28 protein-coding genes are annotated in these 26521 nt (G+C 59.9%); 11 read left to right on the top strand and 17 right to left on the bottom strand.

Annotated elements, in window-relative coordinates; all coding sequences use genetic code 11:
* Positions 1-50 precede the first annotated feature (50 nt).
* The 3 genes from O9X91_RS15735 to O9X91_RS15725 are packed head-to-tail and all read right to left on the bottom strand — an operon-like array spanning position 51 to position 1858.
* Complete coding sequence (locus O9X91_RS15735) at positions 51-1127, bottom strand: 5-(carboxyamino)imidazole ribonucleotide synthase (RefSeq protein WP_269834080.1); 1077 nt, start codon at positions 1125-1127, stop codon at positions 51-53.
* An 11-nt stretch (positions 1128-1138) separates the two neighbouring features.
* Positions 1139-1639 carry a 5-(carboxyamino)imidazole ribonucleotide mutase gene (gene purE, locus O9X91_RS15730; RefSeq protein WP_077984884.1) on the bottom strand — a complete coding sequence of 167 codons (501 nt, stop codon included), beginning with the start codon at positions 1637-1639 and terminating at the stop codon, positions 1139-1141.
* 15 nt (positions 1640-1654) lie between these two features.
* Positions 1655-1858, bottom strand: a complete 204-nt coding sequence (locus tag O9X91_RS15725; protein ID WP_003497661.1) for a YdcH family protein — start codon at positions 1856-1858, stop codon at positions 1655-1657.
* Positions 1859-2091: 233 nt separating this feature from the next.
* Here O9X91_RS15725 and O9X91_RS15720 point away from each other — a divergent pair, with 233 nt between their 5' ends.
* Positions 2092-2268, top strand: a complete 177-nt coding sequence (locus O9X91_RS15720) for a YdcH family protein (RefSeq protein WP_006314700.1) — start codon at positions 2092-2094, stop codon at positions 2266-2268.
* A 100-nt stretch (positions 2269-2368) separates the two neighbouring features.
* Here the strand turns inward: O9X91_RS15720 and O9X91_RS15715 are convergent, their stop codons facing one another.
* Complete coding sequence (locus O9X91_RS15715; protein WP_077984896.1) at positions 2369-3133, bottom strand: sulfite exporter TauE/SafE family protein; 765 nt, start codon at positions 3131-3133, stop codon at positions 2369-2371.
* A 104-nt stretch (positions 3134-3237) separates the two neighbouring features.
* Here O9X91_RS15715 and O9X91_RS15710 point away from each other — a divergent pair, with 104 nt between their 5' ends.
* The 6 genes from O9X91_RS15710 to O9X91_RS15685 all read left to right on the top strand — a co-directional run bounded on the left by O9X91_RS15710 (position 3238) and on the right by O9X91_RS15685 (position 9952).
* Positions 3238-3891, top strand: coding sequence for a thiamine phosphate synthase (locus O9X91_RS15710; RefSeq protein ID WP_077984895.1), 654 nt, complete (start codon positions 3238-3240; stop codon positions 3889-3891).
* Between the two features lie 8 nt (positions 3892-3899).
* The gene (locus tag O9X91_RS15705; RefSeq protein ID WP_162520612.1) at positions 3900-5000 is read left to right on the top strand and encodes a tetratricopeptide repeat protein; all 1101 of its coding nucleotides are present in this window, start codon (positions 3900-3902) and stop codon (positions 4998-5000) included.
* A 164-nt stretch (positions 5001-5164) separates the two neighbouring features.
* A complete protein-coding gene (locus O9X91_RS15700) occupies positions 5165-5965 on the top strand; it encodes an inositol monophosphatase family protein (protein ID WP_077984894.1) in 801 nt (266 codons plus the stop codon).
* A 200-nt stretch (positions 5966-6165) separates the two neighbouring features.
* Positions 6166-7182 carry a flagellar motor protein MotA gene (locus O9X91_RS15695; protein ID WP_080794968.1) on the top strand — a complete coding sequence of 339 codons (1017 nt, stop codon included), beginning with the start codon at positions 6166-6168 and terminating at the stop codon, positions 7180-7182.
* Between the two features lie 2 nt (positions 7183-7184).
* Positions 7185-8216: a peptidoglycan -binding protein gene (locus O9X91_RS15690; protein ID WP_003520358.1), complete on the top strand. Its 1032-nt coding sequence runs from the start codon at positions 7185-7187 to the stop codon at positions 8214-8216.
* A gap of 89 nt (positions 8217-8305) precedes the next feature.
* The gene (locus tag O9X91_RS15685) at positions 8306-9952 is read left to right on the top strand and encodes an FAD-binding dehydrogenase (RefSeq protein ID WP_142914117.1); all 1647 of its coding nucleotides are present in this window, start codon (positions 8306-8308) and stop codon (positions 9950-9952) included.
* A 1-nt stretch (position 9953) separates the two neighbouring features.
* Here the strand turns inward: O9X91_RS15685 and O9X91_RS15680 are convergent, their stop codons facing one another.
* On the bottom strand, positions 9954-11753 hold the full coding sequence (locus O9X91_RS15680) for an ABC transporter transmembrane domain-containing protein (RefSeq protein ID WP_142914116.1): 1800 nt from the start codon (positions 11751-11753) through the stop codon (positions 9954-9956).
* Positions 11754-12014: 261 nt separating this feature from the next.
* Here O9X91_RS15680 and rpmE point away from each other — a divergent pair, with 261 nt between their 5' ends.
* The gene (gene rpmE, locus O9X91_RS15675) at positions 12015-12236 is read left to right on the top strand and encodes a 50S ribosomal protein L31 (protein ID WP_003497640.1); all 222 of its coding nucleotides are present in this window, start codon (positions 12015-12017) and stop codon (positions 12234-12236) included.
* A 150-nt stretch (positions 12237-12386) separates the two neighbouring features.
* Here rpmE and rcdA read toward each other — a convergent pair whose 3' ends face one another.
* From rcdA to O9X91_RS15660, 3 genes are all read right to left on the bottom strand, one after another.
* Positions 12387-12902 (bottom strand): protease adaptor protein RcdA, encoded by a 516-nt coding sequence (rcdA, locus tag O9X91_RS15670; RefSeq protein WP_077984878.1) that lies wholly within the window; start codon positions 12900-12902, stop codon positions 12387-12389.
* Positions 12903-13305: 403 nt separating this feature from the next.
* Positions 13306-13497: a DUF1192 domain-containing protein gene (locus O9X91_RS15665; RefSeq protein WP_077984877.1), complete on the bottom strand. Its 192-nt coding sequence runs from the start codon at positions 13495-13497 to the stop codon at positions 13306-13308.
* Positions 13494-14783, bottom strand: coding sequence for an MFS transporter (locus O9X91_RS15660; protein ID WP_077984876.1), 1290 nt, complete (start codon positions 14781-14783; stop codon positions 13494-13496). The genes O9X91_RS15665 and O9X91_RS15660 overlap by 4 nt, the downstream gene beginning before the upstream one ends.
* Positions 14784-14920: 137 nt before the next feature.
* Between O9X91_RS15660 and O9X91_RS15655 the strand changes: the two genes are divergently transcribed.
* Entirely contained in the window at positions 14921-15076 is a 156-nt protein-coding gene (locus O9X91_RS15655; protein ID WP_003497629.1) for a hypothetical protein, read from the top strand.
* An 88-nt stretch (positions 15077-15164) separates the two neighbouring features.
* Here the strand turns inward: O9X91_RS15655 and O9X91_RS15650 are convergent, their stop codons facing one another.
* The gene (locus tag O9X91_RS15650; protein ID WP_269834078.1) at positions 15165-15650 is read right to left on the bottom strand and encodes an Lrp/AsnC family transcriptional regulator; all 486 of its coding nucleotides are present in this window, start codon (positions 15648-15650) and stop codon (positions 15165-15167) included.
* Positions 15651-15811: 161 nt separating this feature from the next.
* Between O9X91_RS15650 and O9X91_RS15645 the strand changes: the two genes are divergently transcribed.
* Together O9X91_RS15645 and O9X91_RS15640 are read left to right on the top strand one after the other, a co-directional pair.
* Positions 15812-16378 carry a DNA-binding protein gene (locus O9X91_RS15645; RefSeq protein WP_162520611.1) on the top strand — a complete coding sequence of 189 codons (567 nt, stop codon included), beginning with the start codon at positions 15812-15814 and terminating at the stop codon, positions 16376-16378.
* The gene (locus O9X91_RS15640) at positions 16365-16772 is read left to right on the top strand and encodes a PPC domain-containing DNA-binding protein (protein ID WP_269834077.1); all 408 of its coding nucleotides are present in this window, start codon (positions 16365-16367) and stop codon (positions 16770-16772) included. Before O9X91_RS15645 ends, O9X91_RS15640 begins: the two co-directional genes overlap by 14 nt.
* A 38-nt stretch (positions 16773-16810) precedes the next feature.
* On the opposite strand, the gene O9X91_RS15635 is transcribed toward O9X91_RS15640, so the two are convergent.
* From O9X91_RS15635 to O9X91_RS15600, 8 genes are all read right to left on the bottom strand, one after another.
* Positions 16811-17704 carry a PCC domain-containing protein gene (locus tag O9X91_RS15635; RefSeq protein ID WP_142914113.1) on the bottom strand — a complete coding sequence of 298 codons (894 nt, stop codon included), beginning with the start codon at positions 17702-17704 and terminating at the stop codon, positions 16811-16813.
* The gene (locus O9X91_RS15630) at positions 17701-18480 is read right to left on the bottom strand and encodes an SDR family NAD(P)-dependent oxidoreductase (RefSeq protein WP_077984873.1); all 780 of its coding nucleotides are present in this window, start codon (positions 18478-18480) and stop codon (positions 17701-17703) included. Before O9X91_RS15630 ends, O9X91_RS15635 begins: the two co-directional genes overlap by 4 nt.
* Before the next feature lie 31 nt (positions 18481-18511).
* Entirely contained in the window at positions 18512-20137 is a 1626-nt protein-coding gene (locus O9X91_RS15625; RefSeq protein ID WP_142914112.1) for an acyl-CoA synthetase, read from the bottom strand.
* Positions 20134-21303: an acetyl-CoA acetyltransferase gene (locus tag O9X91_RS15620; RefSeq protein WP_077984871.1), complete on the bottom strand. Its 1170-nt coding sequence runs from the start codon at positions 21301-21303 to the stop codon at positions 20134-20136. Before O9X91_RS15620 ends, O9X91_RS15625 begins: the two co-directional genes overlap by 4 nt.
* The gene (locus tag O9X91_RS15615; RefSeq protein ID WP_003520345.1) at positions 21300-22157 is read right to left on the bottom strand and encodes an IclR family transcriptional regulator; all 858 of its coding nucleotides are present in this window, start codon (positions 22155-22157) and stop codon (positions 21300-21302) included. The genes O9X91_RS15620 and O9X91_RS15615 overlap by 4 nt, the downstream gene beginning before the upstream one ends.
* A gap of 1 nt (position 22158) precedes the next feature.
* Positions 22159-22962, bottom strand: a complete 804-nt coding sequence (locus O9X91_RS15610) for an SDR family NAD(P)-dependent oxidoreductase (RefSeq protein WP_170985604.1) — start codon at positions 22960-22962, stop codon at positions 22159-22161.
* 76 nt (positions 22963-23038) lie between these two features.
* Complete coding sequence (locus O9X91_RS15605; protein WP_003520342.1) at positions 23039-24049, bottom strand: TRAP transporter substrate-binding protein; 1011 nt, start codon at positions 24047-24049, stop codon at positions 23039-23041.
* A 66-nt stretch (positions 24050-24115) separates the two neighbouring features.
* Positions 24116-25993, bottom strand: coding sequence for a TRAP transporter large permease (locus O9X91_RS15600; RefSeq protein WP_077984891.1), 1878 nt, complete (start codon positions 25991-25993; stop codon positions 24116-24118).
* Between the last annotated feature and the right edge of the window lie 528 nt (positions 25994-26521).

Raw genomic sequence — 26521 nt, 5'->3', positions numbered from 1 at the left:
CTGTTTGAGCCCTGCCTGTCAACACTTGCCCGTGTCTTTGCCTTAAAAGACTAGGCTTTTCCTGTGTGCAGAAGCTGCGTCACATGGCCCATCTTGCGGCCCGGCCGTGCTTCCGTCTTGCCGTAGAGATGCACGAGACAGTCTCTTTTCGCCAACCATGCCGGAACATCATCGATGTCTTCGCCGATCAAATTGGTCATAACGCAATCTGAATGGCGATCCGTGCTGCCGGGCGCGAGGCCCGATACGGCCCGGATATGCTGCTCGAACTGCGAGATCACGCAGGCGGCCTCCGTCCAGTGGCCGGTATTGTGGACACGCGGCGCCATTTCATTGGCGACCAACGAACCATCCGGCAGGACGAAGAATTCGATGCCGATGACGCCGACATAATCGAGCGCCGCCAGAAGCTTTTCCGCCGATTGTACGGCAACTGCCCTGGCGGCATTGGAGAGCGCTGCCGGAACGGTTGAAGTGTGTAGAATGCCGTCCAGATGGACATTCTCGGCGGGATCGTAACAGGTGACGGTCCCATCCAGGAAACGGGCGGCAATGATCGAAATTTCCCGCTCGAAGGAAATGAAGCTCTCGAGGATCAGCGGCACGCCGCCGAGCGCCGCAAAGGCGCCTGCGAGGTCTTCGCCACCCCGGAAGAGACGCTGGCCCTTGCCGTCATAACCCATGCGGCGGGTTTTCAGCACGCCCTTGCCGCCGAAGGTGGCCAATGCGGCCTCCAGCTCTTCCTGGCTGTCCACCGCGCGGAAATCGGCGGTCGGGATGCCGCAGCCGTTGAGGAAGCGTTTTTCCGTCAACCGGTCTTGTGAGGCGCTGAGTGCTTTCGGAGGTGGATAGACGGGAACGGAGAGGCTGAGCTTTTCGGCCGCCGCGACAGGCACGTTCTCGAATTCGTAGGTCACGACATCACAGCGGCTTGCGAGTTCCGCAAGCGCCTTTTCGTCGTCATACTCCGCGACGATCTGGTCGTTGCAGGCTTGCGCTGCCGGACAATCCGCCTGCGGTTCAAGCACGATGGTGCGGTGGTTGAGGCGCGCAGCGGCCATAGCCAGCATACGCCCGAGCTGCCCGCCGCCGATAATGCCGATGGTCAGGTTACTGGTCTTTGCAATCGTTCCTGTCGTCACTGGGCGCTGTCCATGGGGTATTCCGCGACAGCCGCAGACTGGCGTGCGCGCCAGGCGTCCAGCCGGTCGGCGAGGTCCTCATCGCCAAGCGCCAGAACCGCAGCGGCAAGAAGGGCGGCATTGATCGCGCCGGCCTTGCCGATTGCGAGCGTTCCGACGGGAATACCGGCCGGCATCTGCACGATGGAATAAAGGCTGTCCTGCCCGGACATGGTCTTGGACTGTACCGGAACACCGAAGACCGGCAGCGGCGTCATCGAGGCCGTCATGCCTGGAAGATGGGCGGCGCCGCCTGCACCAGCTATGATGACCTTGAAGCCTTCGTCCTTCGCACCATTGGCAAAATCATAAAGCCGGTCCGGCGTGCGGTGGGCGGAAATGATGCGGGCTTCATATTCGATGTCGAGCGCATCCAGCGTATCGGCGGCGTTCTTCATGGTCTCCCAGTCAGACTGGCTGCCCATGATGATGGCGACGGGGGGCGTTTCTGCTGTCACGTAATGTCTCCGGGCTCAGGCGATGATATCGGGAATGACCTGATCTTCAAGCTGGGTCATCTTGTCCTTGACGGCCAGCTTCTTTTTTTTCATGCGCTGTATTCTCAGCGCATCGCAGCTCGTCTGGATCATCGCGTTGATCGCCGCGTCGTAATCCTCATGCTCCTGGCGCAGCCGCGCCAGCGTGAGCCTGATGTCCGCCTGGTCCTGATCGGGCATCTGTTCATCCCCATTTTATGCCGCCGGATCGGCTCCGGCGCGTATGTGATCGTTCACGAGGCTCTATCATCAAATCGCGGTAACGGGAAGTTATCCCTTGCGACCAAATTGCCCACTTATTGCCTTCATTTCGCCTTCGACAAGCGGCGCGATCCGTGTCACATTGCCGTCGTAAACCTGAAACTCCAGCGATGGAGAGCTGGAGGTAGGTTCAAAAAGGAAGGACGTGCCGCATGACCATTCAGGCTCATATTGCATCGCTCGAAAAGAAACACGGTGCTCTGGAGGAGGAGCTCGAAAGTATTCTTGCTTCCCCGTCGTCTGACGACAAAGAGATCGCGGACCTTAAACGTCGAAAACTGCGCCTGAAGGATGAACTGCAGAGGCTCAAGGCCTCGACGAGACATTAATTTATGCCAGGCCGCGGCTCTCGATGAATGAAGGGCCACGGTCTGAGCGTTTCAAGCTCTGGCGGCGAAAACCTGCTGCCAGAGCTTTTTATTGCCGAATCTAGAGCGGCAGTCCGTCCCACAGCAGTTTAAGCGCCGCAATCAGCGCCATGGCGTACATGAGCGGGTAAAACACCGCGGGTTTCAGATATTTCACCACCTTGGCGCCGGCAAGCGTCGCCAGCATCGCCACCGGCAACAGGCTTGCCGATGTCTTGAGGTTGGTGGCGTCCAGTGCGCCTAGCGCGAAATAGGGAATGAGCTTGATCGCGTTCATGATGGCGAAGAACCGCACGCTCATGCCGGTATAGATCTTTGGATCGAGCTTCAGCGGCAGAACGTAGATCTGGAAGGGCGGGCCGCCCGCATGGGCCACGAAACTGGCATAACCGGACAGACCGGACCAGAGGGTCGCAGCCGCCGGTCTTTGTGGCTTGGCCGGGATTTCCCGGCCCTTGCGGCTTTTGAAGCTTTCATAGAAATAACGCAGCACGAACAGGATCGTGACCGAGGCGACAACAAGGCGCATGGCGTCTGCGGAAACGAGGCTTGAGGTCGCCCAGCCCAGCGCGATGCCGGCAATAGCCCCCGGCAGCATGATGAGGAGCGTTTCCCGGTGGTTGTAGTGCCGCCAGGCGAAAAGCGCCACGATATCCATGACGATCAGGATCGGCAGAAAGATGGCCGCCGCCTGCACCGGCGATACGGCAAGCGCCATCAAAGGAACGCCCATCAGCGCCAGCGCGCCGCCCAGCCCTCCCTTGGAAAGGCCGACGAGAACGACTGCGGGAATGGCGACGAGATAAAAATGAAAATCGGTGAGCATGGATGGACGGTTGATCCTTTCGCCGGTCCGGTTTATCGGATTTGTCATATGAAAACGAGTGCAGATTGCGCAGCAAGCGTCTTCTGTCTGAAATGGACGAATCGATGACCCTAGTTGAAGACCGTTGCCGCCTTGTCCTGATCGTTCCGCAATCGGACGACGCGCAAAAGCAGGCTAAAGAGGTGGAAAACGCATTGCGGGGCGGTGATGTCGCTTCCGTTATCATTCCGCAATATGGTCTGGATGACGCCGCTTTCCAGAAACGCGCCGAACTGATCGTGCCCGTCGTCCAGAAGGCAGGTGCGGCGGCGCTCATCGCCGGTGACAGCCGCATTGCCGGCCGCGTGAAGGCGGATGGCCTGCATGTGGTCGGTAATGGCGAGGCGCTTGCGGAGGCCGTGGAAAAATTCACGCCGAAGCTCATCGTCGGCGGCGGCAATGCGGACGACCGTCATAAGGCGCTGGAGCAGGGCGAGGCCAATCCGGATTACATGTTTTTTGGAAAGCTCGAAGGCGACATCAAGCCGGAAGCGCATCCCAAAAACCTGGCGCTCGGCGAATGGTGGGCCTCGATGATCGAAATCCCGGCCATCGTCATGGGTGGCGCCGATGTGTCCTCGGTTGTTGCCGTGGCCGAAACCGGGGTGGAGTTCGTGGCCATGCGCAGCGGCGTTTTTGAAAATGCCGGCGGCGCCGCCCAGGCCGTTTCTGAAATCAACGCCCTGCTTGACGAAAAAGCGCCACGGTTTGGCGGTTGATACAGGCGATGATCATGCGCTCGGTTCACCTCTGCCTTTCCGTTTCACTGCTGGCGCTCGCTTTCGGCGCGCCGGCGGGTGTTGCGTTTGCCCAGTCCGGACCGCAGAGCGAAAGCAATGCGCTGTCCCGCCAGCTGGAAAACGAGGCTCAGCCGACCCGTCAGGGCAGGGTGCAATCCGAAGAGCAGAAGGACTTGCAGCCGTCTGCGGGGGTGAACGTCTATCAGCGCATGGGCGCGGAATTGCCGGCGCTGCCGCCTGAAAAAGAATTCAAGGGCCGGGTGGACGAAGCTTACGGGCATTTCCAGCGCGGCGAATATGTGCAGGCGCTCGACAAGGCGCTGAACCGCGCGCAGAACGGTGACGCACCTGCCCAGACGCTGGTGGCGGAAATGATGTCGCGTGGTCTGGGCATCGCCCGTGACGAGAAGACCGCTGCTTTCTGGTACCAGCAGGCGGCTGAGGGTGGCGATCCCGTCGCCATGTTCAAATTCGCGCTGATTCTGATGGAAGGCAAATTCGTCACCCGCGACAAGGCGAAGGCCGACGATTTCATGCGCCGTGCGGCGGAAGCCGGCAACGCCTCCGCCCAGTTCAACTGGGGCCAGATACTGGTTTCGGAAAATCCCGGAGCCAAGGGCCTGCTCATGGCTTTGCCGTTCTATGAAAAATCCGCCGAACAGGGCATTGCCGATGCGCAATATGCTGTGTCGCAGATTTACTGGTCGCTCAAGGATGTGCCGGCCGAGAAAAAGGCAAAGGCGCGGGACTGGCTGACGCGGGCCGCGAAAGCTGGATACGATACCGCGCAGGTCGATCTCGGCATCTGGCTGGTCAATGGGTTCGGCGGCGAGCGCAATCTGGATGAGGGTTTCCGCTGGCTCTACGGCGCGGCGCAGCGCGGCAATGTCGTGGCGCAGAACAAGGTGGCGCATCTTTACATTCAGGCGCTCGGCACGAGGCCGGATCCCGTGGAGGCGGCCAAATGGTATGTGCTTTCCCGCCGCGCCGGCCTGAAGGATCCGTCTCTCGAGGACTTCTATCTCGGCATCACCGACGAGCAGCAGAAGAAAGCGATTGAGGCCGCAAATCGTTTCCGCCCGACGTGATGGAAGGGCAGGCTTCCTGCGCTGGCATTGACCCATGGGCTTTTTGCCTTGAATTTCCGCGCGTTTTGTGGTCTTGAACCGCAAACTTTCAATTCAAGAAAATAATGACGTGCCTGCCCGGTGAGCTTCCGGGCGGTTCGCAAGCTTTCCAGGAAACAACATCGATGGCCCGTTCAGCCCTTCTCAATGTCATGGTTCAGGCCGCCATCAAGGCGGGTAAGTCTTTGTCGCGTGACTTCGGTGAAGTGCAGAACCTTCAGGTCTCGGTCAAGGGACCGAGCGATTTCGTTTCGCAGGCGGATCTGAAAGCCGAGAAGATCGTGCGCGACGAATTGATGAAGGCCCGCCCGACCTACGACTTCCTGGGTGAAGAAGGCGGCGAGGAAAAGGGCACGGACGGCGCACATCGCTGGATCGTCGATCCGCTGGATGGCACCACCAACTTCCTGCACGGCATTCCGCATTTCGCGGTTTCCATCGCGCTCGAGCGTAATGGTGAAGTCGTCGCCGGCGTGATCTTCAATCCGGCCACCGACGAACTCTACACCGCCGAGCGCGGCGGCGGCGCGTTCCTCAACGATCGCCGCATCCGCGTCGCTGCGCGCAAGGCGCTGACCGATTGCGTCATCGGCTGCGGCGTTCCGCATCTCGGCCGTGGCAATCATGGCAAGTTCCTTGTCGAACTTCGTCACGTGATGGGTGAGGCTGCCGGCATCCGCCGCATGGGTGCGGCTTCGCTCGATCTCGCTTATGTCGCTGCTGGCCGTCTCGACGGTTACTGGGAAGCTGATCTTTCGCCATGGGACATGGCCGCAGGCCTGGTGCTGATTCGTGAAGCCGGCGGTTTCGCTTCCGATATCAAGGGCGGCGCGGATATCTTCGGCAGCAGCTCTGTCGCTGCCGGCAACGAATATATCCACAAGGCGCTCGTTGAGGTCGCCAACCGTCCGATCCCGGGCCGCTGACGGGTTTTCGACGGAAAACCTGCCGTTTCTGCAAGTTTTAGACGCCCGGCGGATGTTCGCCGGGTGTTTTTGTTTTCCATTGCCGGGTGCTCACACATTTTCCTAAAACGCCTGTGACGAAAGACCGGCTTTTCGCTTCAAATCGTCGCAATTTTCAAATAGCTTCCGCTGGATACCTGACCAGAGGGAATGCGAACGTTATGGCGGATTCGGAGCTGCTCGATCTTGGCGTCGAGAAACCGGTGACCACACGGCAATACAGTCACAAGCTGTCCAGTCCGACACCGTTTCTCTGGACGATGGTTCTGTTTCTGATCCTTGTGGGCTTTCTGGCGGCCATTCTTTACCGGCAGGCCCACACCGCCTTCATGTCCAATCCGGGGCTCAACGGCTTCATTCTAGGCGTGCTGGCCATCGGCATCATTCTGGTGTTTACGCAGACGATGAGCCTGCGCTCGGAAGTCAGCTGGTTCAATGCCTTCCGCGCTGCCGGCAGCGTCGACAAAGTTGGCCGTGCGCCCAAGCTGCTCGCGCCGATGAGCACACTGATCGGCAAGCGCGGCGAAGTCCGGCTTTCCGCCGTTACGCAGCGGACGATCCTCGATTCCATTGCGACGCGCCTCGACGAGACCCGTGATACATCGCGTTATCTCGTCGGCCTGCTGGTGTTTCTCGGCTTGCTCGGCACCTTCTGGGGCCTCATCGGCACCATCGGCGCGATCAGCAATGTCATCCAGTCGCTCGATCCGAGCGCCGGCGACAGCAACGACATTCTTGGCTCCCTCAAGGCCGGCTTGACTGCTCCTCTTTCGGGCATGGGAACGGCGTTTTCCTCGTCGCTGCTCGGTCTTTCGGGTTCGCTTATTCTCGGTTTCCTCGATCTTCAGGCCGGTCGCGCCCAGAACCGTTTCTATACACAGCTTGAAAACTGGCTTTCCTCGGTGACGGATACGACGGAAGGGCCGAGGGAGTTCAAGGGCGAACCCGGCGCCGTTGTCAGCACCGAGCGCTCGCTTGCGGCCATGACCAGCCTTGCCGAAGGCATTCAAGGCCTGGTCAAGAACATGCGCAGCGAACAGCAGATGCTGCGTGACTGGATCGAGGCGCAGCAGGAAGAATCGAAATCGCTCCGCCGCACGCTCGACCGGCTGTCAGAGCGGATCGACAGCGATACGAAGTCTTCCGGACGCATTCGGCACGATAACGGGAGCGAGTAGCCATGGCGCTTGCGCGCAACCGCCGCCGCGACAGGGGTGTGGATTATTGGCCGGGGTTTGTCGATGCGCTGTCGACCTTGCTCATGGCCATCATGTTTCTGCTCACGGTTTTCGTGCTGGCGCAATTCGTTCTATCGCGGGAAATCACCGGCAAGGATGAGGTGCTGACGCGTCTCAACAGCCAGATTGCCGAACTGACCGAACTTCTGGCCATGGAAAAAGGCAATAAGCAGGATATTGAGGACGCGCTTGCCAGCCTGCAATCCACCCTTGCCGCATCCGAAAATGAGCGTTCCCGACTGCAGGCGCTTCTCGATGCGGGATCGGGAAGCAATGCGAACGCCAATGCGCGGATCGGCAGCCTGACCGGCGAACTGGACGAACAGCGGCAGGCCAATTCCCGCGCGTCCGCGCAGATCGAATTGCTCAACCAGCAGATTGCGGCGCTGAGAGCGCAGATCGCCTCGGTGGAAGCCGCGCTTCAGGCCTCGGAAGCCAAGGACGCCTCTTCTCAGGTCAAGATCGCCGATCTTGGCCGGCGGCTCAATGTTGCGCTGGCGCAGCGGGTGCAGGAACTGAACCGCTATCGCTCCGATTTCTTCGGGCGACTGCGCGAAATCCTTTCGGACCGCGAAAATATTCGCATCGTCGGTGACCGTTTCGTCTTCCAGTCCGAAGTGCTCTTCCCATCCGGTGGCAATGAACTCAATCCGGAAGGGCAGGCGGAGATGGAGAAGCTGGCGGTCGCGCTGCTCGATCTCGCCAAGGAAATTCCGGCGGAGATAAACTGGGTCCTGCGTGTGGATGGTCATACGGACAATGTCCAGCTTTCCGGTTCCGGCCGTTACCGTGACAATTGGGAGCTTTCCTCTGCCCGCGCCACCTCGGTGGTGAAATTCCTGATCTCCAAGGGCGTGCCGGCAAACCGGCTGGTCGCCGCCGGTTTCGGCGAATATCAGCCAATTGCCGAAGGCGATACGCCGGAAGCACGGCAGCAGAACCGCCGTATCGAACTCAAGCTCACCGAGCGTTGAAATCGCGGGCCGCGTCATCGCGGTTGCCTTCTGGTGAAAGAAAATTTACGTTCGCGTAAAAGTAATTCCGTCATATCTGGGAGGGGCTGATGGAAGTCTATGACGTGATCGTTGTCGGCGCGGGGCTTGCCGGCCTCGTTTCGGCAACCGAGGCGGCTGAGCGGGGTTTCAGCGTCTGCGTCTTGGATCAGGAGGGCGAGCAGAACCTTGGTGGGCAGGCCTTCTGGTCGCTGGGTGGTCTGTTTTTCGTCGACAGTCCCGAGCAGCGCCGGATGCGGGTGCGAGACAGTCTTGATCTTGCAAGACAGGACTGGTTCGGTTCGGCCGGTTTCGACCGTCCGGAGGACTATTGGCCGCGCCGCTGGGCGGAGGCCTATCTCGATTTTGTCGCCGGTGAGAAACGCGAATGGCTGCACCGCATGGGCATGCGCTGGTTTCCCATTGTCGGCTGGGCCGAGCGCGGTGGGAGCCTCGCCCACGGCCACGGCAATTCCGTTCCGCGTTTCCATGTCACATGGGGCACGGGTCCGGGCGTACTTGCGCCCTTCATCGAAAAGGCGAAGGCCATGGCAGAAACCGGCCGGCTGACTTTCCGCTTTCGCCACCGGGTTGATCGTCTGGAGATCGCAGACCGCCGGGTGACCGGCGTTTCGGGTGCGATTCTAGCGTCCGACCCGGTACAACGCGGACAGGAGAGCAGTCGGGAACAGCAGGGCGATTTTACCCTCTCCGCTGCTGCGGTCATCGTCAGTTCCGGCGGCATCGGCGGCAATCAGGAACTGGTGCGGCGCAACTGGCCGGTGGAACGGCTGGGCCAGCCTCCCGCGAGCATGGTCTGCGGTGTTCCCGCGCATGTGGATGGCCGCATGATCGCCATTACGGAAACGGCCGGCGGCGCCGTCATCAATCGTGACCGCATGTGGCATTATACCGAGGGCGTGAAGAACCACGATCCGATCTGGCCGGATCACGGTATCCGCATCCTGCCCGGTCCCTCGTCCTTCTGGTGCGATGCGGATGGAAACCGTCTCACCGCCCCCGCAATGCCGGGTTTCGATACGCTCGGCACGCTAAAAATGCTGGGCGAACGTGGCAGCGGCCATAGTTGGTTCATTCTGACCAAGGCGATTATCAAGAAAGAATTCGCGCTTTCAGGCTCGGAGCAGAATCCGGATCTGACCGGCAAGGATATAAGGTTGCTACTCAAACGGCTGGGCAAGGAACCCCCGGGACCGGTGCAGGCCTTCATGGAGCGCGGCGAAGATTTCGTCGTTCGGGATACGCTCGAAGAACTCGTGACGGCGATGAACGCCATCAACGGCGACGACCGGCTGCATATAGAGCATATCCGCCGGCAGATAGAGGCACGCGACCGCGAAGTAGAAAACGGTTTCAGCAAGGATGCGCAGGTAACGGCCATCCACGGCGCGCGCCGTTATCTCGGCGACCGGCTGATGCGGACGGCAAAACCGCACCGGCTGCTCGATCCGGCAATGGGGCCGCTGATTGCGGTAAGGTTGCATGTGCTGACGCGCAAGACGCTCGGCGGTCTTCATACGGACCTTGAAGCGCGGGTACTGGACGCCGCGGGTGAGCCGGTGCCCGGCCTTTATGCCGCCGGTGAGGTTGCCGGTTTCGGCGGCGGTGGCATGCATGGTTATAATGCGCTGGAGGGCACATTCCTTGGTGGCTGCCTGTTTTCAGGCCGCGTTGCGGGACGCAAGGTACTGGGCTAGTTCACGCTTTTGCGCTCAATTCGTCCGGCCCGGTCTGGAATTGCAGTCGGGCAAGCCGCGCATAGAGGCCATCCTGGCGAATGAGGCTCTGATGTGTGCCTTCTTCGATGATGCGGCCTTCATCCATCACCAGAATACGGTCGGCCTTCAGCACGGTGGCGAGACGATGAGCGATGACGATGGTGGTGCGGGTTTTCATCAGCTCATCGAGGGCCTTCTGCACCAGCGTTTCGCTTTCCGCATCCAGCGCTGAGGTGGCTTCGTCGAGAAGCAGGATCGGGGCGTTGCGCAGGATGGCGCGGGCAATGGCGATGCGCTGGCGCTGGCCGCCGGATAGCGTCACGCCGCGCTCGCCCACCTGCGTATCATACCCGTTGACGAGACGTTCGATGAAGCTGTCGGCCTGCGCGGCGATGGCGGCGGCGCGCACCTCCTCGCGTGTCGCATCCGGCCGGCCGAAGGCAATGTTGTCGTGGATGGAGGAGGCGAATATCGCTACATCCTGAGGAACGATGGATAGGCGTGCGCGTAGATCGGCAAGGCTGACGTCGCGAATATCCGCGCCATCGACGGTGATGCGGCCATGCTGCGGATCGTAAAAGCGCATCAGCAGCGAAAAGACCGTGCTCTTGCCGGCGCCGGAAGGCCCGACGATGGCGACGGTTTCGCCGGCGCTGACCTTGAAGGAGAGGCCGGAAACGATTGGTCGTCCTGCCGCGAGCGGGTAGACGAAATCGACATTTTCGAATTCGGCTTCGCCGCGCGGCGGTTGCGGCATGGCGACGGGCGAGGTGGGTTCCGCGACGGGTGAGCGCTCGTTCAGCAGTTCGGAAAGCCGTTCGGCAGCACCACCCGCCTGCGCCAGTTCACCCCAGACTTCCGAGAGCTGACCGAGTCCGCTTGCCGCGATGACCGAATAAAGCACGAACTGGCCGAGCGTACCGGCCGTCATAGTGCCCGACAGGACGCTTTGGGCGCCATACCAGAGAATGCCGACAACGCTGCCGAAGACGAGCGCGATGGCGACGGCGGTGAGGATGGAGCGTGCGCCGATGGCGGCGCGCGCGCCCTGATAGGCGGCTTCCACGGAAGCGCCATAACGGGCATTTGCCAGCACCTCGGCATTAAAGGACTGCACGGTGCGGCTCGCCGCGATCGTCTCGGAGGCATAGGCGGCGGAATTGGCCAATGTGTCCTGCGTGGTTCGGGAGCGGGCGCGAACCGAGCGCCCGAAGGCGATCAGCGGAAAAACAATGAAGGGAATGGCAAGCAGCGCAAGGCCGGAAAGGCCGGGGCTGGTATAGATCATCATCGCCACGGCACCGCAGCACATGATGATGTTGCGCAGCGCCACCGAGGCGGACGAGCCAAAAGCCGAGCGAATCTGCACGGTATCGGCGGTCAGCCGCGAGGTCAGTTCGCCGGATCGATTGCTGTCGAAAAACTGCTGTGACAGCGTGGTAAGGTGGGCAAAGACATCGCGGCGCAGATCGGCGACGACCCTTTCGCCGATGGTCATGACGTAATAATAACGCATGGCGCTGGCGAGAGCGAGGACAACGGCAATCGCCAGAAGCATGGCGAAATAGCTGTTGATCATGCCGCCATCTGGCGTCTGGAATCCGTGATCGATGATACGGCGAACGGCAAGCGGCAGGGCGAGTGTCGTGGCGGAAGAAAGCACGAGAGCGAAAAGGGCGGCCGCCATCAGGCCGCGGTAACGCCGGAGATAGGGAAACAGGCCAAGAAGCGGCTTCAGGCTTTTCTGTTTCGCCGCTTTCTGCTCGTCAATGTCTGCCACGTTCTCTATGCTCCTCGTTCCCTGCTGTTTTTGGGCCTTTTACGGGTGAATTTCCGGTGTACGGCAAAATTCTCGCCCCTTTGGCTATCTCCTTTCACAAGGGGATAGCAGGCTCTTGTTATCTGGGCGACCTTCATGTATAGGCTCCGCATCGAATTGGGAAGCCATAGCCCATCTGGTCTATGGCTTCATTTATTGAAATGGCTCAGTTGACGCAATTGCGGCAAATGGACCGCACGTCACTTAACCAGGAAGATTGTCATGAAGGCTGATATCCATCCCGATTATCACACGATCAAGGTGGTCATGACCGATGGCACCGAATACGAAACCCGCTCCACCTGGGGTTCGGAAGGCGCTGTCATGAACCTTGAAATCGACCCCAAGTCCCATCCGGCATGGACGGGCGGCAACCAGCAGCTTATGGACCGCGGTGGCCGCGTTTCCAAGTTCAACAAGCGTTTCGGCGGCCTCGGCCTCTGATCCTCTTGCGGACGGATCGTTTAAAAAAAGCCCGGTTTTGCCGGGCTTTTTGTTGCCATTTTTCGGCGATGGCGCTCGCGTAGCACGCAACAGAAAAAAGCAGGCCGGTGAGCCTGCTTTTCAAATTGTCCGGATAAGGGTCGTCTTTTCTCAGTTGATCGAGAAAGCCGTGCGCAGGAGGTTGAGCTGCGCCTGCACGCTGTTTTCATTGTCCGGCACCTTGGCAGCTTCGGACGGGCGATAGATTTCGCGGTCGAGCAGGGCGATGCGGTTCTGGAGACGCAGCGAGCGCTCGATGAGATCGCGGAAGGATTCCGGCAGGTCGTTCCAGCCTGGCGCGTTACGGTCGACGTTGAAGCTGTCGAGTCGCACCTTGTTCTTTTCGCTCAGAACCTGATCACGGGTCATTTCGCCATTGTTCACGGCCCGCTGCAGCAGCAGCCAGGATGCCATCTGCATCAGGCGGGTGGTGAGGCGCATCGACTCCGCCGCGTAAAGCACGGACGCCATGCGCGGCAGAACCTTGGAGGCTGTGCGGCCAGCGCCATCGAGATAGCTCGCCGTTTCCTCAACCAAGGTCATGCCTTCGGTATAGAGGGCCTTGAACTGGTTGGAAGCAGCCGCGCGACCCGCAAAGCTTATGGTATTTAAAACCTGTTCCGACATTTCTTTAAATCCCTGCTCACGCACCACACTGTCAGGCAACGACGATCCGGATATTTTGTTCCGGCCTTTAGTGTTTTCAGGATGGTATCTTTACCTGAAATGCGCAAGGCAATTATTAAAGAAGGGTTAATACCCACAGTTTTACGAATTGCGGCGACGGGCAAAAAAAGAGCCGCGAAAGCGGCTCTCAAGGTAAAACAGGGAGAAAAATCAGACCAATTCGCCGTATGGAGAAGATGCCTGAGGTCCAGAAGAACTGGACATGTATAGTAATCTCTCAGAAAGCTTAATTTTTGGTTAATGGTAAACGAAAGACTGCCCCGTAATATTCATGTTCGGATACTGGCGGAGCCTTATCTTACGGTGGCGGAAGTGCAGTCGCGTGTCTATTCTGAAGCGCGCATCAGGATCGGAAGAGATTTTCCGCTGCCTGTCTTCCGGCGGATTTCCGTGTCCTCTCCTCTTCGAGTCGGATGATTTCGGCTTGCAGAAGATCGATACGGCTGCTCAACTCGTCCACCGAAAGAAGGCTGAGATCGCCGCCAATCTCATGCGCTGCCGGTTTTTGAGGACGGTCATCGTCAAAGAGGCTCATATACCTGCTCCTTTTTCCACATAATCGCCATCGTCGTCTGGATATTGCGGCGCGCGCGGGTCAAGCGCAATACTTTCCGGCGTCACGAGCGGTGAGGGTGTTGTTGGCATCATCGTCGAGAAATTGTCTTTTTCCTCGGTTGAAAGCGCAGCGCGCCGGCGGCTTCTGATGATGGCGTAGGCGGTGATGAGCAGATGCGCCACAGCCGTCACCAGGAACAGCGCATAGGGGCCGGAATAGGTCATGATCGCGCCGCCGAACGTCGGGCCGATGATGGTGCCGATGCCGTAAAGCAGAAGCAGGCCACCGGAAACCTTGACGAAGTCTTCCGATGCGGCGAAGTCGTTGGCATGGGCCACGGCGATGGGATAAAGCGCGTTGGCGGCGGCACCGTAAATGGCGATCATGGGGATGAGCACATAGACATCATGCGGCTGCACGGCCGCGACGGCCAGGCCCGCGACAGCGCCAACCCCGGCCAGCCCGGCCAGCACGTAGCGGCGGTCTATCCGGTCTGAAAGCCGGCCTGCGGGAAATTGCGCCAGCGCACCCACGAAAATCGTGACGGACACCATGATCGCGATCATGGTCGGATCCAGCCCTGCCCGCGCACCGAAGACGGCGCCGAGCGTACCGTAAGCGCCGTTGGCAATGCCGATCATCAGGATGCCGACGAAAGAGACCGGTGAGTTGCGGTAAAGGGCCGGCAGGTCCAGCTTCACCTTCTGCAACGGCTGTGGGCTCGCCGCTTTCGAAAGCGTGGCCGGCAGAATGGCGATGCAATAAATGATGCCGCAGATCATGAACAGCGAGGTATTGCTGATATCGCCCATCGGCACGATCATCTGCCCCGCCACGACACCGAGCAGCGTGATGGCGATATAAAGCGAGAAGATCATGCCACGACTTTCATTGGTGGCGCGCTCGTTCAGCCAGCTTTCGATGATCATCGAGGTTCCGGCCGTGCAGAAACCGGTCAGCGCGCGCAGCGCGATCCATGAGGTGTCGTCGATGATAAGGCCGGTCATCAGCACCGTCAGGCACACCAGCGCCACGAAGGACCCGAATGCCCGTACATGGCCAGCGCGGCGCACGATGGCGGGCGCGACAAAGCAGCCAACGACGAACCCCGCCGCCCAGGAGGTGCCTAGAAAGCCAAGAATTTCATTGGAATAACCTTCCGCTGAACCACGCACCGGCAGCACGAGGCCCTGAAGGCCATTGCCGAGAAAAAGAAACAGAGTGCTGGATAAAAGAGCGAATACGGGTAGAAGATTTCTGCTCATGAAAACACTCTCATGCGTTCGGACGGACGGTCGGACAGGTCATAGGACGGGCGTTACCCGAATGAGTTGCACTCTTCTGGTGAACGGTAAAAATGTCCAGCCTGTGACGATGCAGAAATAAAGAAAAGGCTCAATAAATGACGAAGGCGATCGGCCTTTTTTTACTGCTGGCCATGGTGGTCCAGATCATCCGGCCGCTCGGTCTGCCCGGCCTGAAAAAAAGAGGCGATTGCTGGAAGATCGCGGTTGCCGCCTTTGTCATCTGGTCAGCGACACTGCTTTTGCGTCCGTAACGCAAAAGCCGCTGTCGGAATGGTTTCAAAGGCTGGCAAAGTGCGAAAATCTCTCCACCGCGCCATTCCCGTATCTGTCCAGACCCGTTCAGGCAGACGGAGGCCCGGAATCGGGGACGACTGACAATGTGTGCTTGAGGCATTTAAGCGCGAAACAGGAGCGGGAGTGGCGCACACCCTCGATCTTGTAAAGCTTGCGGCGCAGAAACTGCTCGTAGCCCGCGGTTCCCGCCACCGCCATCTTGATGAGATAATCATATTCGCCGGTTGTCAGATAGGCTTCCAAGACTTCGGGAAGAGCGGCCATGGCTTCACCGAAACGTTCCAGAACCTCATCGTCGTGACGTTCCAGCATGACCTCGATGATCACCGTTTCGGTCAGCCCCAGATGGGCCTGATCGAGAATGGCGGTATAGCCGCGAATGACCCCTTCGTCTTCCAGCCGCTTGACGCGCTGCCAGCAAGGGCTGGGCGACAGCCCCACCTTTTCCGATAGCTCCGTATTGCTCAGCCTGCCGTTCTCCAGCAGGGCCCGCAATATTTTGCGGTCAATTCTGTCCAGCGGCTTCGTCATGCCGGTCTCCCTGAAATATATCGCAAAAAAATCTGCCGTCCGTGGGGTCGCTCGCGAAAGAAGTGTTTTCCGAAGGGCATTTTGGCGCCGCCATTCGAAAGCACCTTTGGCTGGTCTTTGAGTACCGTACTGCAAGGTACAGGCAGCAGGGAGGAGCAGGCATGGCACCCACACGGCAACAGCATTTTCCAAGGCCGAGAACGCTGATACATCCCGGTACTTCTTCGCCGGTGCGCATCAACAGCCTGCGCTCGCCGTCTGCGCGCCATATGCGGCTGGTCATCGCGCCGGGGTGCAGCCTTTACGATGGCATCGTGCGGTCTTTGGCCGCAAACGGCATCGAAAATGCCTCTTTGACCATTCTTGGCGGTTATTTCGACATCCTGTCCTATTGCGTGGCCCCACCCGATCCTTCCGGCAGGGCGGTCATCGCCTATACGAAACCCATCGACGCGGGGGCGGCCTGGCTGGTTTTCGGCAATGCCACGCTGGGGCGGAGCATGAAGGGCGAGCCGATCGTGCATTGTCATGCCGCCATGCGGACTGCGGCGGGTGTGGTCAAAGGCGGCCATTTGCTGACGGAATCCTGTATCGTCGGAGAAGGCGGCATTTCCGCACTTGTGACTTCGCTCGACAGTTTCGTGCTGCAGCAGGCCTTCGATCCCGAAACCAATATTCCCCTTCTACAACCCAGGAACCGCACGGAGCACGCCGATGAACACGCATAACACTGTCGAATCCGGCTCCATGGGCCGTGTGGCCTATGCCCGCATCGCACCCAATGAAGATCTCGTGCTCGGCGTGGAGAAACTGTGTCTGGCCGAAGGTTTCCGCAACGCCTTCGTGCGCGGCGCGCTGGGCAGTTTGGTGGATGCGTGCCTCGCCACCCGCAGCGGCGCGTTTTTGCAGATAAACGGTCCTGCCGTTGAAATCGTTTCGATTGCCGGTGAGGTACGCGCCCAGCCCGATGGCTCCCTGCGCGCCGCGCTGACAGGCGTTGTTGCCGATACCGATGGCGCGGTTTACGGCGGTCCCTTCATCGCCGGCGCCAATCCCGTATGCATGACCTTCGAGGTGACGCTGGAAGAATGGTTGCCTGTGGAGAAACCGCAGGCGGCGTGAGGTACGGTAAGGCGGGCGGTGGAGTTGCACGGCGCAACTCATGCGGCCGCCCCCTGTGTTTCGGTTAGAAGCAGTTCGAAAGTGACGCAGACCGGGTTCTTGCCGCGCACCAGCCGCCCGCCGCTGATCTGCGTGGTAAGATCGACCATCGCAATATCCAGCATTGCCCGTTCGCCACCCGTGGCGGAGGGGTGGATGCGGCCATTGCGGATGAGGATTTCGCTGGCATAGGCGGTGAGACTTGTTCCGTCTTCATAATCCGCACCAATCAGGCTGCCGATACCATTGATCTCGGCCTCCCGCAGGTCGAATTGTTTGCAGGCGGCTTCAAGCGCTGTGCAGATATCGGTATTGGGCCGCACGGTGCACAACAGCGCCCGGAGCCCTGCATCTTTCCGGTTGCGCGGTTGCGGGATGGGCGTGAAGAGGGGGAAGTTGGTTTCCTCATCCTTCTGCACGTCCAGGATCGCGCCATCCAGCGCCAGCGCCTCAAGCGGTGTTTTCCCGGCAAATTCGGACTCCAAAGGCAGCAAGTGCCCCATGGATAGAACGCCTTCGGCGCTTTTCCACGAACCATGGCAGTGCAGGAACGGCTGACCGTCGCGTCGCCCCATATGCAGGCCGGCATCGATGATCGTGCCTCCCGGCATGGAGAATGTCTCGCTATACCAAGCGGCATGGGCCTCATCGGGGGCGGCCGCGGGCATGACATAGTGCAACCGCTTCATCGGCACATTTTTCAGTCTGACATAACCGCCATCGAAACCCTGTTCGACAAAGGCTTCTGCGATCGCCTCGTTGACGCAGACACCGGGTCTGGCATTCAGCCTGACCGGATGGGCGTGGCAGACGACGACGCGGAAACGTTCGGGTGTTGCCGGCCCCGGATGGACGATACTGCGCGGAAGCCCCTCCGGGGGCATTGTCGTCATACTGCAAGCCCTGCGGTAATGAAGCCACCATCCACGGCCAGCACCTGTCCGTTGATGTAGCTCGCGTCGTCCGACACAAGGAAAGCCACGGCAGAGGCAATCTCGTCCGTCCTGCCATAGCGGTGCATGGGAACGCGGCTGTGCCACTGGCTGCGAACATTCTCCGTATGAACCGCCTGGGTCAGGGGGGTATCGACAGGGCCGGGCGCAATCGCGTTGACGCGAATGCCTGATTGCCCCAGCTCGTTCGCCATAACCATCGTCAGAAGATTGACGCCGCCTTTTGAAGCGCCATAAGCGCTGCGGCCGCGATTGCCGCACATGCCGGAGACCGAGCTGATATTGACGATCGAACCGGAAATTGCGCGGTCCAGCCAGTAACGCGCGGCGGTGCGGGCCACGGCGAAGCTGCCGACGAGATTAACGTCAACGATACGACGGAATTCTTCCACGCTGGTATCGACCGAAAGCTTGTCGATGCCGATGCCGGCGCTGTTGACGACGGCCACCAGATCAACGGCATGATCCGCGCCGCCTGCCGTCAAGGCGGTGAAAGCTTCCTCTATAGACGTCTCATCCGCCACGTTGCAGACGATGCCGCGCGAGGCATCGATGCCGAGTTTTCCGCAAGCGGCATCCAGCGCCTCACGCTTGAGATCCAGTAGCCATGGCTGCCAGCCGCGCGCCATCAACAGCTGCGCCGTGGAAAAGCCGATACCCGATGCGCCGCCGGTGATGGCGACAGCGCCTTTCATCTCTCTCGTCTGCTGTGTCATACCGTCTCCTCCCGGTTATGCGTTGCGGCCTTCAGCCGGTCAGTTTTTCCTCGAAAACCGGCATCTGGCCGCGCTTTTCCAGCTCCTCGCGGATCATCTTCTTGGTGATCTTGCCATAGGCGGATTTTGGCATGGCATCCCAGAACACAATGGCTTTCGGCAGCTTGTAACGGGCCATCTTGCCGTCGAGATAGGCTTTCAGGTCGATGCCGGCGATATCCGCGCCCTCCCGCGCCACGCAGACGGCGACGCCGACCTCGCCCCACACCGCATCCGGCACGCCCAGAACCGCTGTTTCGCTGATATCCGGGTGCATGAGGATTTTCTCCTCGATCTCACGCGGATAGATGTTCGAGCCGCCGGAAATATACATGTCGGAGGCGCGGCCGGTGATGTATACGAAACCGTTCTCATCGCGGTGGCCAAGATCGCCGGTGCGGAACCAGCCGTTGCGGAACGCTTTGGCATTGGCGTCGGGATTATCGTAATAACCCGCGAAAACAGCGGGACCGATCACGCAGATTTCGCCGGTTTCACCGGCCTGAAGCTCCTCGCCCGCATCGTTCTGGATTTGCACTTCCATGCCGGTGCGATCAAAACCGCAGGTGCCGATCCGCGCCTCAGGGCCGTCCTCGGCGGTGTGGAAGGAAGGCGGCAGCACGGTGATGTTGCCGGTCACTTCGCCGAGGCCGAAATATTGCACCAGCACCGGGCCGAGCTTGGCGAGCGCCCGTTTCTGATCGGCACGATACATGGGCGCGCCGGCATAGATAACGTAGCGCAGCGAGGAATGATCGAAACGATCCACGGAAGGGTCTTCGATCAGCATTTTCAGAATGGTCGGCACGGTGAAGGCATTGGTGACGCGCCATTTCTCGATCAGCGCCCACACCGCGGGCACATCGAGCTTTTCCGCGGCCGGAAGCACCGTTTTTGCCCCATGCGCCACCTGCACCAGCTGGTGAATGCCCGCGCCGTGCGAAAGCGGCGCAACGACGATGGAAGCGTCGCCCGGTCCGGTGCCGGGCATCAGATCGCAGAGATGGTTGGTGATGACAAAGGCCATCTGGCCATGGGTCAGCACCGCAGCCTTGGGCCGGCCCGTCGTGCCGGAGGTGAAGAAAAACCAGCAGGGATCGTCCCGATCCACCGCCTCGCTTTTAACTTTCTGGCCCAGATGACGGGCCACGATAGTATCGTAGTCCTCGCCGAATTCGGCCGTGCCAATGGCGATGGTGAAATCGATCGCGGTCGTCTCACGGCTGGCCCTTGCATGCTCGGGAAAAGCGCTGGCGCAGATCATGCCGCGTGCGCCGCTGGCTTTCGCCAGATAGGCGACCTCGTCGGGCGACTGGCGATAATTGGTCGGCACCCACACCGCGCCCACGCGAAAGCAGGCGAACATGGATTCGAACATCTGGTTGTTGTTGGAAGACTGCACCAGAATGCGGTCGCCTTTCCTGACGCCGAATTCGATCACCAGCGCCATCGCCATCGCATCGACGCGGGCGTCCATTTCAGCCCATGTCCAGCTCTTGTCACCCCATACGAAGCCGATGTCGGCAGGGTTGCGGCGCGCAGCCTGGGTCAGGAAATGCGAGAGGTTCATGACCCGCGTGGTCGAAGGCGCAACCCCGCCCGGAGGATGTATCGTCATTTCACGCGCTCCATGATCGATACATAGTTGGCAACCGCAGTTCCTCCCATGTTGAAAACACCGGCGAGCGAGGCGCCGGGGATCTGCATGTCGCCCGCTTCGCCCATCAATTGCATCGCCGCCATGACATGCATGGAAACGCCGGTCGCCCCGACCGGATGCCCCTTGGATTTCAGCCCGCCGGAGGGGTTGATCGGCAGACGCCCGGTTTTCAGGGCTGTGCCTTCGCGCACCACCCGATGGCCTTCGCCGGGCTTCGCCAGCCCCATCGCCTCATATTCGATGAGTTCGGCAATGGTGAAACAATCATGGGTTTCGACGAAGGAGAGGTCGTTGAGCGTCGCCCCGGCGAGTTCCAGCGAACCTGCCCAGGCGCGGCGTGCGCCCTCGAAGGCCAGCGGATCGCGGCGGCTCAGCGCCAGAATGTCATTGACATGCTTGCGGCCCCTGAAACCGATGGCGCGGTTGAGTGTCGCTGCGGTTTCCTCATCGGCCAGAATGATGGCGGCAGCGCCGTCGGAGATCAGCGAGCAGTCGGTGCGGCGCAGGGGGCCTGCGACATAGGGGTTCTTATCCGATACCGTGTTGCAGAAATCGAAGCCGAAATCCTTGCGCATATGGGCATAGGGATTGACCGCGCCATTGGCATGGTTCTTGGCGGCGATCATCGCCAGTTCTTCGGAACGATTACCATAGCGCTGGAAATAGGCCTCAGCGATACGTCCGAACTGGCCGGCAAAGCCGCCGGAAATATCGGCTTCCTCAGCACGGTAGCAGGCGGATAGAAGGATTTCACCCACCTCGGCGGTTGGCAGCGCCGTCATTTTTTCGGCGCCGACAACGAGCGCGATGCGCCCGCGTCCCGCCTCGATGAAATCCATGGCGCTGTAAAGGGCGGCCGATCCCGTCGAGCAGGCGTTCTCGAAACGCACGGCGGGCGTATAGGCGAGGCGCTCATCGCCCATGGCCACCAGCGCGCCTTGAAAATCCTGCTTCGAGAAACCGTTATTCATCACGCCGACGAAAATGCCGTCTATATCGCCGACATCGACGCCGGCATGGTCTATGGCCGGCGCCACGACCGAAGCCATCAGTTGCTCGGTATTTTCAAGGGCCGATTTGCCGAAAGGCGAGTGCGCCCAGCCGACGATCTGTGCTTTGCTCATTTGCTCGTTCTCCTTGTTTGCCGTTTCGCGTCGCCTTCGCCGCGTGTGCGGGCGCGGCTGGCCATCATTTCCGCAATGCGTGTCTCGATGCGGGTTACTTCCTCGCGCAGCACTGCCGCCAGTTCCGGCTGACGCTCCGGCCGCATGCGGCTGTCGACGGCGGCAATGCTCAACGCCCCCGCCACCGCGCCATCCGGGGTTCGGATGGCAACGCCGATACCCCAGGAATTCGAGAGGATCAGACCCGGATTGAGCGAATAACCATTGGTTCTCGTCAATTCGACGTCGCGGCGAAGTCCGTCAAGCGTGATGCCGGGATAGTTCGCGGCGATCAGCCCGCTATTGGCGGCAATGACGCTTTCCACCTCGGCGTCGGGCAGCGCCGCCAGCATGGCGAGCGATCCCGCGCCTATGCCCAAGGGGTGCTCGAAACCGGCCTGAAGCGCGTGGGTGCGCACCGGCCAGGTGCCTTCTTCGCGATAAAGGCACAGTGCAAACGTGTCGCGGCGCACGGAAAGGAAGCTCGAATCCTCAGTGCGGCGGGAAATGCGCGTCAGACTGTCCTGGGCCATCTGCAGCAAGCCGAAACGGCGCGATGACAGGCTGCCCAGCACATAGGCTTCCTCGCCCAGATAATAACGCCGCGTTTCCTCATCCTGCTCCACCAGGCCTGCGCGGATCAGCGCCAGCAGCAGGCGGCGGGCCGTGGGCTTGTTCAGCCCGCTTTCGGTAACGATGACCGAAAGCGCCACACCGCGTTCGGCATGACGCCCCACCATCGATAGAAGTCCCAGCGCCCGGTCTACCGCGCGCGCGCCTGTCAGGTCGCTTTCTGTGGGAATCATCGTGGCCATATCAGGAGAACGCTCCCACCGCACAGCTTTGCCCGCCATCGACCGGCAGGCAGACGCCGGTGATGAACTTGGCTTCATCGGATGCCAGAAAGACTGCCGCGCGGGCGATATCGAAGGCATCGCCCATGCGTCCGACCGGGACCGCGGCATTGCGCGCCGCCACCATATCTTCGACGGAGGCATATTGATTGCTGATCTGCTTGTAGATCAGCGGCGTATCGATCATTCCGGGCAGAACGCAATTGGCGCGAATGCCTTGGCGGGCATATTGCATGGCCAGCGCCACGGTCGCCTGGTTTACGGCGGCTTTCATGGCGTAATAGGCAAAATAGGGATAGCCGGTCCAGCGAATGGAGGCGAGCGAGGAGATGTTGACGATGGCCCCGCCGCCTTGCGCCAGCATTACCGGCAGTACGGCCTTGGCGGTGCGATAAACGGAGCCGATATTGAGATCGACCGAGGCTCGAAAGCGTTCCTCATCCAGCTCGACCGGGCCGCCCATATGGGTCACGCCGACATTATTGTGCAGGATATCGATGCCGCCGAAGACCTCGCAGGTCCGAGCAACCGTGGCCGATACGGAATCGAGTTTCGTCACATCGGCAGCAATCGCAATCGCCTCGAAACCTTCGCCTCGAATGATCTGTGCGGTTTCCTCGGCCGCGTCAACGGAGAGGTCGACACAGGCCACACGCGCGCCTTCGCGGGCAAATTGCATGGCCGCGGCCTTGCCATTGCCGAAACCCGGACCAGATGATCCTGCGCCAAAAACAATGGCGCGTTTTCCCGTCAGGCGACCTGTCAAAACAGTCTCCATTACAATCGTCAGAAATAGTCGGGTCGGCCCCGCCTGACGCGGGGCCAGTTATTCAGCGGACCGATCAGGTCAGGCTGGCGCCAACGGCCTTTTCGAGAATGGCCCAGGCTTCATCGCCATATTTGCCCTTCCATTCGGAATAGAAACCGGCTTCCTTGAGGGTTGCACGGAAGAGTGAGGCGTCCGTGTCGTTGAAGGTCATGCCCTTGGCAATCAGGTCTTCCTTCACCGAGGCGTTGAGTTTCGCCACATCGGCCCGCTCGTCCTTGCCGGCCTGATTGAGGTTTTTGGCAACGATGGCGCGCAGGTCATCCGGCAGGCGCTCCCAGGCGCGCTTGTTTGCCAGGAACCAGAAGCCGTCCCACATATGGTTCGTGACCGAGCAGAATTTCTGCACTTCGAACAGCTTGGCGGTGGAAATGATCGCCAGCGGGTTTTCCTGGCCATCGACAACGCCGGTCTGCAAGGCGGTGTAGACTTCAGCGAAATTGATCGAGGCAGGGGCAGATTTGAACGCCTTGAACATCGAGGTCCAGAGCGGGCTGACCGGCACGCGAATCTTGAAGCTTTCGAGATCGGCCGGCGTGGCGATGGGCTTCGAAGCGCTGGTGATCTGGCGGAAACCGTTATCCCAGATCGTGTCCATGGCAACGAGGTTCTGCTTGGCGATTTCGCCGCGCACATATTTGCCGAGATCGCCATCCATGGCCGCCCATACCGAATCGTAGTTCGGGAAGGCGAAGCCGATGCCGCTGATGGATGCATTCGGCACCAGCGTCGAGAGGATCAGTGGCGAAAGCGTAAAGAATTCAACACCGCCCGAACGTACCTGGCTCAACACATCGGTATCAGCGCCCAACTGGCTGCTGGGGAAGATGTTGATATTCACCTGGCCGTCGGTTTCCTTGGCGATACGGTCAGCCGCCTCCTTGGCGCGGATGTTCATGGGGTGCGCGGCAGGCAGGTTGTTGGCATATTTATAATTGAATTGCGCAGCGCGGGCGCGCGACACAAAAGCGGTGGCAAGAACGGCGGAACCGGCGCCGGCCAACACGGTACGTCTGTTGATATTCATTGCTTTCTCCTCCCAAAATAAAAGCATATGTCATTCATCGGCGTGGCGGATGGACCCGCCACGGTCTCAGAGCAGAATTGTCGAGAAGCCCGGAATTGCTGCAATCAGCAGCAGACCGATGACCATGGCTGCAAGATAGGGCCAGATGGCGCCCATGGCCTCATCAGGCGAGACGTTGCCAATCTTGCAGGCGATATAGAAACCGATGCCGATGGGCGGCGCCATCAGGCCGATATTCATGGCGACCACCACGACCATCGAATAATGGATGTCGTTGATGCCGAGTGTGCGGGCGATGGGGAACATGATCGGTGCAAGCAATACGATTGCCGGCAGGCCTTCCAGCACGCAACCGAGGATCATGAAAATCAGGATCGACACGACCATATAGGTCATCCAGCCGCCCGGCAGATCGGTGATCATCGCGGTCAGCTGGAAGGCAAAGCCGCTCTGCGTCAGCCCCCAGGCCATCGCCGAGGCGCAGCCGAGGATCAGCAGGATCGCGCCGGAGAGGGCTGCCGTCTCCACCAGCATCGAATAGAGCTTCTTGAAGCTGATGCCGCCGTAAAGCACCGCGCCGATGATCAAGGCATAGAGTACGGCAATGGTGGAAACCTCGGTTGCAGTCGCCACGCCGCCGCCGACCAGACTGCGGATGAGGAAGGGCAAAACCAGCGCCGGGGCGGCAATCAGGGCCGCCTTGCCCACCAGTGGCCATGGGGTGCGTTTTGCGCCTTCCATGTTTTCATGGCGCGCCTTCCAGCGGGCCAGAACGGCCAGCACCAGAAGCAGCACCATGGCGATCATGAAGCCGGAGGTGAAGAGGCCTGCAATCGACACGCCAGCGGCCGAACCGAGAACGATCAGCACGATGGAGGGCGGAACCGTATCGGCCATGGCGGCGCCGGTGGCCAGAAGCGCAATCATTTCCTTGGGTTTGTGACCGCGACGCTTCATTTCGGGAAACAACGCCGGTGCAACCGTCGCCATATCCGAAACCTTGGAGCCGGAAATGCCCGAGACCAGAAACAGCGAGCCAAGCAGCACATAGGACATGCCCGCGCGAATGTGGCCGAACATCGAGGATAGCAGCTCCACAATCGCCTTGCCCATGCCGGTGGCGTCGAGCACGCAGCCCAGCAGCACAAAAACAGGAACCGACAATAGGATGATGCCCGACATGCCTTCGTCGATGCGCCCGATCATCACGATGGTCGGAACCCAGGTGGTAAAGGTCAGGTAGGCGAGGGTTCCAAGGCCGAAACAGAAGGCGATCGGTACGCCCAGCACGAGAAACAACGCCACGAACAGGCCGAGGAAGATCGCCAGATTGAAATTGCCGAAAGTTTCGAGCGTCGGCGATGCCAGATAGAGCAGGCCGGAGGCGACCGCGACGGTGACAATGGCTGCGACGATGTCCCGCAGATTTTCCCTGCGGAAGAGGTTGTTGAGAACCAGCAGCAGCATAAGACAGCAGCCAACCGGCAATGCCGCGGCGCGGTAGGACATTGGAATATTCAGCGCCGCCGAGGTAACGACCCATTCCTCAATGGCATATTCTATCGCCGGCTTGATAATGGCCGCAAGAAATGTCGCCACCAGCACGAGGGCGAGCGAATTGACATAGCCCAGAATGCGCTGCGGAAACATGTTGAGAAACAGCGTCAGGCGCAGATGTTCGCTGCGGTCGATGGCAATTGCCGCACCCAGCATGGCAAACCACAGGAAGCTCAACGACGCCGTTTCATCGATCCAGACGATTGGCAAATGCAGGGCATAACGCGACGCCACGCCCAGCAGAAGCAGGCCGATCATCACCGCCAGCAGCACTGCCGCCACGGCCTCAATGGGTCGCATGAACCACGAGCCTGTTACCGGGCCGGTATGCAAAAGCTCTCCATCGAGTACAAATACGTCGTCATTCGCGTTTGCGGTCATGGTTATCGGGGCCTCCTCTCCCACAGAACAACCTTCGCAACGGACTGCGGCAGACAAAGAGAATTTTACCCACGCCGAGGCCGTAATCGTGGCCTGCGCATCAGGATATATCTGTCATTGCCAGACCGGCGAGACCCCTCCAAAAGCCTGAAACTAGCGGTATATTGCCTCCACAATATGGACCGTTAAATAACTGTGCATTCGGGATACACAGGAAAATTGCCAAAATCAACTGTATAAATGCAGTATTGCGTGGTTTTCATTGCATGTTTACAGGTCCACATAGTGGATCGTATTGTAATTGATTGAAATTCATCTGTGAGGTAACGAGTACGCAGCAATTTCCGGGGCTTTTCGAGAGCCCGTCGAGACGAAAGCGCTTATGGTGCCGGGCGATCCGGATTGTCTGGCGCTATGCGCTGGAGAAGCCGGGGAGCGCATCCGCTGTCTATTGCGGCAATGACGGTCATAAAGTCGTCAGGTCGCACGGCTTCAGCGGATAAGGCTGCCCATGGTGGACATGCTTCCACGCAG

This window comes from Agrobacterium salinitolerans (genome assembly GCF_027498475.1).
Taxonomy (GTDB): domain Bacteria; phylum Pseudomonadota; class Alphaproteobacteria; order Rhizobiales; family Rhizobiaceae; genus Agrobacterium; species Agrobacterium salinitolerans.
Note: the sequence above shows the minus strand (reverse complement) of the source record. Positions and strands in the feature narration are given on the sequence as shown.